The sequence below is a fragment of the Rhodococcus sp. R1101 genome (assembly GCF_000278445.1).
GTDB lineage: Bacteria > Actinomycetota > Actinomycetes > Mycobacteriales > Mycobacteriaceae > Rhodococcus > Rhodococcus gordoniae.
Genome location: NZ_AJVB01000122.1, coordinates 1 through 9,233 on the forward strand (window position 1 = coordinate 1; position 9,233 = coordinate 9,233).

Below are 9,233 nucleotides of genomic sequence, written 5' to 3' on the forward strand. Positions count from 1 at the left end.
GTACTCGACCGACACCGACCCGGCTCCGGTCGAGGACGACGAGCCGGCCGCACCGGCCGCCGAGGCCGCTCCCGCCGCCGCTGCGGCCCCGGCACCCGCCGCGGCTCCTGCTGCGCCGGCCGGTGGCCCCACCCCGGACGACATCGCGTTCAAGGCCGCCGACGCCACCAAGGTGCTCATCGCCCTGTGGACGAAGCTGCGCCCGGATCAGATCGGTCCCGCCGACACGATCGAGGCCCTGTGCGACGGTGTGTCCTCGCGCCGCAACCAGCTGCTCGTCGACCTCGGCTCCGAGCTGTCGCTCGGCGCGATCGACGGTGCCGCCGACGCCGACATGGGTGCCCTCGCCGGCACGGTCGACCGTCTCGCCCGCACCTACCGTCCCTTCGGGCCGGTGCTGTCGGACTCGATCAACGACCACCTGCGCAAGGTGTTCGGCCCGTCGGGCAAGCGTCCCGCCTACATCGCCGACCGCGTCACCAAGGTGTGGGGTCTGGGCGAGGGCTGGGCGTCGCACGTCACCGCCGAAGCTGCGCTCGGTAGCCGCGACGGTGCGTCCGTCCGCGGCGGTGACCTCGGTGGTCTGACCGACGGTGCCCTGGCGGATGCCGCTTCGGTCGACAAGCTGATCGACGCCGCCGTGCAGGCGGTGGCCTCGCGTCGCGGAATCGCCGTGTCCATGCCGTCCGCCGGTGGCGGCGGGGGAGCCACGGTCGACGCCGCTGCCCTCGGCGAGTTCGCCGAGCAGATCACCGGCCGCGACGGAGTTCTCGCGAACGCCGCACGCCTCGTGCTCGAGCAGCTCGGCCACACCGAGCAGGTGTCGGGTCCGGCCGACAAGGCCGACGACGAACTGGTCGACCTGGTGTCGGCGGAGCTCGGCTCCGACTGGCCGCGTCTGGTCGCACCTGCCTTCGACGAGCGCAGGGCCGTCCTGATCGACGACCGCTGGGCCACCGCCCGTGAGGACCTGGCCCGTGTCTGGCTCGGTGAGCAGCTCCGGAGCGAGCGGTTCACCGGTTCGGGCCGGACCGTCGCCGCGCACGCCGAGTTCTGGGGCCGCAAGGCCACGGAGGCCGGTCGCACGGAGCTGGCGCAGACCTACGCCGCGATCGCCGAGGCCGCCGTCGTCACCGAGGGCGCCGAGTACGCGGACGAGATCGCCGTGGTCACCGGCGCCAGCAAGGGCGGTATCGGCGCAGCGGTCGCCGCGAAGCTGCTCGCCGGTGGTGCGACGGTCGTCGTCACGACGTCCTCGCTGAACGACAGCCGCCTGGGCTTCTACAAGGAGCTGTACGCACGCAACGCCCGGGCCGGTGCCGCTCTGTGGGTGGTGCCCGCGAACATGGCGTCCTACAGCGACGTCGACGCCCTGATCGAGTGGATCGGCACCGAAACCGTCGAGGTCGCCGGTGGTGCGAAGAAGCTGATCAAGGACGCGCTCACCCCGACGCTGCTCTTCCCGTTCGCTGCGCCGCGCGTGGCGGGTTCGCTCGCCGACGCCGGTGCGCGCGCCGAGATGGAGATGCGGGTGCTGCTGTGGTCGGTCGAGCGACTGATCGCCGGACTGTCGAAGATCGGTTACGACCGCGACGTCGACACCCACCTGCACGTCGTGCTGCCCGGTTCGCCGAACCGCGGCAAGTTCGGTGGTGACGGTGCCTACGGTGAGGCCAAGGCCGCACTCGACGCGGTCATCAACCGCTGGAGCGCCGAGCGCACCTGGGCCGAGCGCGTCACCCTGGCCCACGCCCTCATCGGCTGGGTGCGCGGCACGGGCCTGATGGGCGGCAACGACCCGCTGGTCGACGCCGTCGAGGCTGCCGGTGTGCGCACCTGGTCGACGGACGAGATGGCCGAGGAGCTGCTGAAGCTGGTCGGACCGGAGGCCACGCGTCTCGCCGCCGAGGCCCCGCTCGTCGCGGACCTGACCGGTGGATTGTCCGAGGTGGATGTCGACCTGCCGGCGCTCGCGAAGCAGGCGCAGGAGGCGTCCGACGCCGTCGAGGAGACCGAGGACGGCACCGCGACCATCGCGGCGCTGCCCGAGCCTCCGCGCGCGGAGGCACTGCCGACCCCCGAGTGGGGCACGGTCACCGCCGACCTGTCCGACACGGTCGTCATCGTCGGTGCCGGTGAGCTCGGCCCCTACGGTTCGGCTCGCACCCGCTTCGAGATGGAGGTCGACGAGGAACTGTCGGCCGCGGGTGTGCTCGAACTGGCGTGGGTCACGGGCCTGATCGGCTGGGAGAACGATCCCAAGCCGGGCTTCTACGACACCGAGACCGGTGAGCTGGTGCCGGAGGCGGAGATCGCCGACCGCTACCACGACGCGGTGGTCGAGCGTTGCGGCATCCGCCGCTACGGCGACGAGGGCGCGATGATCGACAACACGGCGCCGCTGCTGACCTCGGTCTTCCTCGACAAGGATCTGTCCTTCGTCGTCGGTTCCGAGGCCGAGGCCCGCGCCTTCGTCGACTCCGATCCGGAGAACACGGTCGCGTCGGTCGACGCCGAGTCGGGCGACTGGACCGTCACCCGCAAGGCCGGCACCGAGATCCGCGTGCCGCGCAAGGCGAAGCTGACCCGCACGGTCGGCGGTCAGATCCCGACCGGCTTCGACGTCACGAAGTGGGGCATCCCCGCCGACATGGCGGACTCGGTGGACCGGGTGGGTCTGTGGAACATCGTCACCACGGTCGACGCCTTCCTCACCGGTGGCTTCACCCCGTCGGAGCTGCTGCGCTGGGTGCACCCGTCGATGGTGGCCAACACACAGGGCACCGGCATGGGCGGAATGTCGTCGATGCGGTCGCTGTACATCGACACGCTGCTCGGCGAATCCCGCGCGAACGACATCCTGCAGGAGGCCCTGCCGAACGTCATCGCCGCGCACGTCGTCCAGTCGTACGTCGGTGGCTACGGCGCGATGGTGCACCCGGTCGCGGCGTGCGCCACGGCTGCGGTCTCCGTCGAGGAGGGCGTGGACAAGATCAAGCTCGGCAAGGCCGATCTGGTCGTCGCCGGTGGCTTCGACGATCTCGGTATCGAGGGCATCGTCGGCTTCGGTGACATGTCCGCGACCGCCAAGTCGGAGGACATGCAGGCCAAGGGCATCAGCGATCGTCGCTTCTCCCGCGCCAACGACCGTCGTCGCGGTGGATTCGTCGAGTCGGCCGGTGGCGGCACCATCCTGCTCGCCCGCGGCGACGTCGCGCTCGAGATGGGACTGCCGGTGCTCGGTGTGGTCGCGTGGGCGGGTTCGTTCGCCGACGGTGTGCACACCTCGATCCCGGCGCCCGGCATCGGTGCACTCGGTGCGGGTCGCGGTGGACGCGAGTCGGGTCTGGCGAAGGAACTGCGCAAGCTCGGCCTCACGGCCGACGACATCGCGGTGATCTCCAAGCACGACACCTCGACCGCGGCGAACGATCCGAACGAGGCCGAACTGCACGAGCGTCTGGCCGGTGCGCTGGGCCGCAGCGAGGGCAACCCGATGTTCGTGGTCTCGCAGAAGTCGCTGACCGGTCACGCCAAGGGTGGCGCCGCCGCCTTCCAGCTGATCGGCCTGTGCCAGGTTCTCGCGCAGGGTGTGGTTCCGCCGAACCGCAGCCTCGACTGTGTCGACGAGAAGATGGCGGAGTTCGAGCACCTGGTGTGGCCGCGCACACCGATCCGCTTCGGTGAGCAGCTCCCGCTCAAGGCGGGTCTGCTCACGAGCCTCGGGTTCGGGCACGTGTCGGGTCTGATCGCCGTGGTGCATCCGCAGGCGTTCGTCGAGGCGGTCCCGGCCGAGCGCCGGGAGGCCTACCTGGCGAAGGCTGCCGAGCGCACCGTCGCCGGCAAGCGTCGTCTCGTGGACGCGATGACCGGTGGGGCGTCGCTCTACCAGCGTCCCGCGGATCGTCGTCTCGGTGGCGATCACGTGCCTGCAGCGGCCACGCGTCAGCTCGAGGCGGACATGCTGCTCTCGGCGGAGGCGCGTCTCGGTGACGACGAGGTGTACCGCTCGGGTCTGCCCGGCTGCAAGTAAGTAGACGGGTCTCGGAATGGGAGTTGCGGGAGTCGGGTTCGACCTCGTGTCGGTGCCGGAGTTCGCGGAACAGCTGAGTCGTACGGGAACGACGATGCTGGCGAACTTCACACCGGGTGAGCGTCGCGACGCGAACACCCGCAGCTCCGATCCCGCCCGTCACTTCGCGGCCCGGTGGGCGGCGAAGGAAGCGGTGATCAAGGCGTGGTCGGCCTCGCTGTTCGGCAGTCCACCGGTGTTGCCGGAGACGATCCACCAGCAGATCGAGGTGGTGTCCGACGCGTGGGGACGCCCGAGCATCCGACTGCACCGGGAGGTCGCGGAGAGGCTGACCGGGATGCGGATCCACGTGTCGCTCACCCACGACGGTGACATGGCCGGCGCGTTCGTCGTCCTCGACGAGGTCGGCGACCGACCGACGACGATATGAGGATCAGGCCGAGGGAGCGCGAGCTTCCTCGGCCTGATCCGTTTCGGTCTCCTGCCGGTCGGTCTGTTCGCGTGAGGATTCCGCGCGTTCCTCGCGGCGTCGGCGTCGCTTGGCCTGCGCGCGGGAATCCTGTTCGGCGATCTGCAGATAGGCGACCATGATCCGCTTGAGTTCGACGACGGCGTCGGCGTGGGTCTGGTCGTCCTGCACCGAGAAGTTGAGCATCGAGTACACGATGTGGACGAGCACCTCGGCCATGAGCTTGCGGCGCGGCCGCGGGGTGTCGGGGGTGAGCGGCGCAAGCATCCGTGCGACCTGCTCGGCGAACTCGCGTTCGTGGATGGCGCCGGTGGCGCGGGTGGACGGGGTGGACTGCATCGCGAGCCAGACCTCGCGCCGGGACGGATCGGTGGTCCACAGCCCGGCGAGGTGGTCGACGAAGCTGTTCAGGAAGCGCAACCAGTCGACCGACGGGATCTTGCCGTTGAACTGGGCGAGCTCGCTCTGGACCCCCACGAGGTCCTGCCGGTTGAGCTCGCACACGATCACGTACTTGTTGGCGAAGAACTGGTAGAGGGTGCCGATGGGGACGTCGGCGCGGGACGCGACCTCCTCGCAGGTGAACGACTCGAAGCCGACCTCGGTGAGCAGTTCACGCGAGGCCGCCAGCAGGGCATCGAACTTGCGGCGGCTCCGCTCCTGGGTGGGCCGCCGACGCGGCACGAGCTCCTGGGGCTCGGCCTGAACCTCGAGCGCCGGATCGATCCGGCGCGGGGCGCGGCGGCCGTTCGTTGCTGACTCCACGCGCCCAGGCTAGCCGTAGGGCATCTCTTTACCGAATACTTGCTGTGAGTCCGAGTGTCAGAAATGGAAGATGTGACGCCGGGAACGGGACTCGTCCGCGCCGGAGCGTCGCCGAGTCCCGTCGGGTCCCGCCCGGCCGGTCCTAGGATGGCGGCAGAACCTCGACGGACGGAGATCGATGAGCAGCGTGGACACCACCATCCCGGACCGAATTCGTGAGCGGATCCGTATCGCGATGCCGGCCGCGCGGGCAGACCTCGCAACCCTCGTCGCCTTCCGCTCCGTCGCGGATCCGCGTCAGTTCCCCGCCGAAGAGTGCACAGGGGCCGCGAACTGGGTGCGGGATGCCTTCGCCGCCGCAGGAATCGAGAACGTCGAGACGATCGAGACCTCCGACGGCTCGCTCGCCGTCCTCGGCCACACACCCGCACCGGAGGGCGCACCGACGGTTCTGCTCTACAGCCACTACGACGTTCAGCCGCCCGGCGACGAATCGCTCTGGCACAGCGAGCCCTTCACCCTCACCGAACGGGACGGTCGCTGGTACGGCCGCGGTGCCGCCGACTGCAAGGGCAATGTCGTCATGCACCTGCTCGCACTGCGGGCGCTGCGCGAGGACGGCTCTCTGCCTGTCGGTGTCCGCATCGTCATCGAGGGCTCGGAAGAGATGGGCGGGGCCGGACTCGACCACCTCGTCGCCGAGCGACCCGAGTTGTTCGACGCCGACCTCATCGTCATCGGCGACTGCGGCAACACCGCAGTCGGGCAACCCACGCTCACCACCACGCTGCGGGGCATCGCGAACGTCGACGTGCACATCGAGACGTTGAGAGGCGAGATCCACTCGGGGATGTACGGCGGAGCGGCCCCCGACGCGCTCGCCGCGCTCGTGCACCTGTTGGGCACCCTCCGCGACGAACACGGCAACACGGTCGTCGACGGACTCGACTGCTCCGCGACCTGGGACGGCGTCCCGTACCCCGAGGACCGTTTCCGCGCCGATGCGGGCGTGCTCGACGGTGTCACGCTGCCTACTTCCGGCACCGTCGCCGACGCGGTGTGGGCGCGACCGGCCCTGACCGTCCTCGGGATCGACGCCCCGCCCGTCGTCGGCTCGGCCGCGGCGGTCGTGCCGCGGGCGTCCGCGCGCCTGAACCTGCGCGTGCCGCCGGGCATCGACGCCCGCACCGCCCAGGACGCGCTCGTCGCCCATCTCGAGGCCCACGTGCCGTGGGGAGCGCATCTGCGCATCGACCGCGACGTCCTCGGCGAACCCTTCCGTGCGCCGACGGACGGGCCCGGTTACGCCGCGCTGCGAACCGCGCTCGAAACCGCCTACGGCCGGGAGGTCGGGACTGCCGGGCAGGGCGGCTCGATCCCGCTGTGCACCGCGCTGCAACGCGCCGTGCCGCAGGCCGAGATCGCCCTGATCGGCGTCGAGGAACCGCGCTGCGTCATCCACGCGCCGAACGAGAGTGTCGACCCCACCGAGATCGAGAATCTCGCCGTCGCCGAAGCGCTGTTGCTGACCTCGCTGGCACCGCAGTAACGGCCGGACCGATCAGACCGACAGGTCGCGGCGCAGCTTCGCCACGTGCCCGGTCGCGCGGACGTTGTACTGCGCGACCTCGATCTTCCCGTCCTCGTCGACGAGGAAGGTCGACCGGATGACGCCGGTGACGGTCTTGCCGTACATCTTCTTCTCGCCGAAGGCACCCCACGCCCGGAGGGTGGTCTTCTCGGGATCCGACAGCAGCGGGAAGGTCAGCTGTTCGGCGTCGCGGAACTTCGCGAGCTTGGCCGGCTTGTCGGGTGAGATGCCGATCACGTCGAGGCCCGCCTCGTTCAGTTCGGCGAGGTTGTCGCGGAAGTCGCACGCCTGCTTCGTGCATCCCGGGGTGCTCGCGGCGGGATAGAAGTACACGACGACCTTGCGGCCGCGATGGTCCGACAGCGACACCTCGTTGCCGTCGGCGTCGGGGAGGGTGAAATCGGGGGCGGGATCGCCGGGCGTGAGTCTGCTGTTCTCCGTCATGAGGGCGACAGTAGTGGACCGTGCAGCCATTCCCGGCGCGCGTCCATTACCGTGGTCGCAGCACACTGCAGCGACCTTCTGGAGGACACGTGGCTAGGGACACCGAGGACATCGAGCGGGAGATCGAGAAGGCCCGCAATCAGCTCGCGAGCACACTCGACGAACTGAGCGTCCGCGCCAACCCGAAGAATCTGGTGGCGAGCACGAAGCAGACCCTCCTGGCAAAGGTGAACCAGCCGCAGGTGAAGAAGTACGCGGCGATCGCGGCCGGCACGGTCGTCGGATTGCTGGTGCTGCGCAGGATCCTGCGCTGACCTTCGCGCTCACCGCTTCGAAGAACACCTACGTCGACTCGGCGTGGGTGTTCTTCGTTCCGGGGAATCAGTGCCATCGAGTGCGGGGGACAGTGCCGTGCGGCGGCGTCACCGGTCGCGAACGACGAAGGCCGGATACCGTTTCCGGTATCCGGCCTTCGTGTTGTGCGCCATCAGGGACTCGAACCCCGAACCCGCTGATTAAGAGTCAGCTGCTCTGCCAATTGAGCTAATGGCGCGTGGCGTGTGTATCCCGGTCGTCGTCTCGGCGAGAGGGTACGGTGTGACCGCCAGAACGAAGGCCGGACACTGGGTGCCCGGCCTTCGTGTTGTGCGCCATCAGGGACTCGAACCCCGAACCCGCTGATTAAGAGTCAGCTGCTCTGCCAATTGAGCTAATGGCGCTGGACGATCTGTTCCCAGGATGCCGTCCCAGCAACGAAGAGAACATTACACACCGTCTCGCGACGTACCAAATCGCCTGGTCAGAATGTTTTCGGTACGGTCGTCGCCGTAACGGCTCGGGTGGTCGGAGCGATTGTCATGCGAACGTTACCGACGTACGGGGGAGTCGCGTCGGGCCGGCCGCATCAGAGGCTGGCATCATCGTGTTCGGTGTTGTGACGTGCGTTTTCGGTGCCTTGGGGGAGGCGGGATCGGAGTATGACAGTGGCGGAATCGAGTGCGCGGAACCCCCGCGGGCGTCGGGTGCGAGGGATCCTCGGAGTGGTCGTCGTCGGCGTTGTGGTGTTTGTCACCGGATGTGCGGGCGGTACGGGTTCGGGTGCCGAGGAGGTGCCGATCGACTCCAATCCCGTGGCCGCGCTCATCAAGCCGACGGTGTCGTCGAGTGTGGCCGACGGCTCGGTCGGCTTCTCGCCGATCGATCCGGTGACCGTCTCGGTCGTCAACGGCAAGCTCGACTCGGTGACCCTGCTCGACCCGGCGGGGGAGCCGGTGCAGGGCGAACTCGCCGCCGACGGACTGACCTGGGTGAACACCGAACCCCTCGGTTACAACCGCTCCTACACCCTCGAGACCGTCGCGTACGGACTCGGCGGCGCGACCACCTCGACCGCGGCGTTCACCACGTCGTCGCCCGCGAATCTCACCCAGCCCTACGTGCTGCCCGGTGAGGGCTCGATCGTGGGCATCGGTCAGCCGATCGCCGTGCAGTTCGACGAGAACATCCCGGACCGGCTCGCGGCCGAATCGGCCGTCACAGTCACCACGAACCCTCCGGTCGAGGGCGCCTTCTACTGGGTCAACAACCGTGAGGTGCGGTGGCGCCCGGAGAACTACTGGACTCCCGGCACCACCGTCACCGTCGACGTGAACGTCTACGGCAAGGATCTCGGCGACGGTCTCTTCGGCCAGTCCGACGTCCATTCGTCCTTCACCATCGGCGATGCGGTGATCATCACCGCCGACGACGCGACCAAGCAGGTCACCGTCACCCGAAACGGCGTCGACGTCATCACGATGGCGACGTCCTTCGGCAAGGACTCCACGCCCACCCCGAACGGCGTCTACATCATCGGCGACCGGTTCGAGAACATGATCATGGACTCGTCCACCTACGGCGTGCCCTCCGACTCGGCGCAGGGCTACCGCACT

7 protein-coding genes and 2 tRNA genes are annotated in these 9,233 nt (G+C 69.0%); 5 read left to right on the forward strand and 4 right to left on the reverse strand.

Annotation, left to right across the window (positions count from 1 at the left end):
- A partial coding sequence (locus R1101_RS0110370; protein ID WP_016933366.1) for a beta-ketoacyl synthase N-terminal-like domain-containing protein occupies positions 1-4,033 on the forward strand: 4,033 nt, incomplete at its 5' end.
- Between the two features lie 16 nt (positions 4,034-4,049).
- Positions 4,050-4,463, forward strand: coding sequence for a holo-ACP synthase AcpS (gene acpS, locus R1101_RS0110375; RefSeq protein WP_016933367.1), 414 nt, complete (start codon positions 4,050-4,052; stop codon positions 4,461-4,463).
- A 3-nt stretch (positions 4,464-4,466) separates the two neighbouring features.
- Here the strand turns inward: acpS and R1101_RS0110380 are convergent, their stop codons facing one another.
- Positions 4,467-5,267, reverse strand: a complete 801-nt coding sequence (locus R1101_RS0110380) for a TetR family transcriptional regulator (RefSeq protein WP_016933368.1) — start codon at positions 5,265-5,267, stop codon at positions 4,467-4,469.
- 178 nt (positions 5,268-5,445) lie between these two features.
- Here R1101_RS0110380 and R1101_RS0110385 point away from each other — a divergent pair, with 178 nt between their 5' ends.
- A complete protein-coding gene (locus R1101_RS0110385) occupies positions 5,446-6,816 on the forward strand; it encodes a dipeptidase (RefSeq protein WP_037222794.1) in 1,371 nt (456 codons plus the stop codon).
- 12 nt (positions 6,817-6,828) lie between these two features.
- Here R1101_RS0110385 and bcp read toward each other — a convergent pair whose 3' ends face one another.
- A complete protein-coding gene (gene bcp, locus R1101_RS0110390; RefSeq protein ID WP_016933370.1) occupies positions 6,829-7,302 on the reverse strand; it encodes a thioredoxin-dependent thiol peroxidase in 474 nt (157 codons plus the stop codon).
- Positions 7,303-7,391: 89 nt separating this feature from the next.
- On the opposite strand from bcp, the gene R1101_RS0110395 reads away from it, so the two are divergent.
- The gene (locus tag R1101_RS0110395; RefSeq protein WP_016933371.1) at positions 7,392-7,616 is read left to right on the forward strand and encodes a DUF3618 domain-containing protein; all 225 of its coding nucleotides are present in this window, start codon (positions 7,392-7,394) and stop codon (positions 7,614-7,616) included.
- 166 nt (positions 7,617-7,782) lie between these two features.
- Here R1101_RS0110395 and R1101_RS0110400 read toward each other — a convergent pair.
- Positions 7,783-7,855 (reverse strand) — tRNA-Lys (locus R1101_RS0110400).
- A 93-nt stretch (positions 7,856-7,948) separates the two neighbouring features.
- Positions 7,949-8,021, reverse strand: a tRNA-Lys gene (locus tag R1101_RS0110405).
- A gap of 258 nt (positions 8,022-8,279) precedes the next feature.
- On the opposite strand from R1101_RS0110405, the gene R1101_RS0110410 reads away from it, so the two are divergent.
- Positions 8,280-9,233: L,D-transpeptidase (locus tag R1101_RS0110410; protein ID WP_198420257.1), on the forward strand; the 954-nt coding region annotated here is incomplete at its 3' end.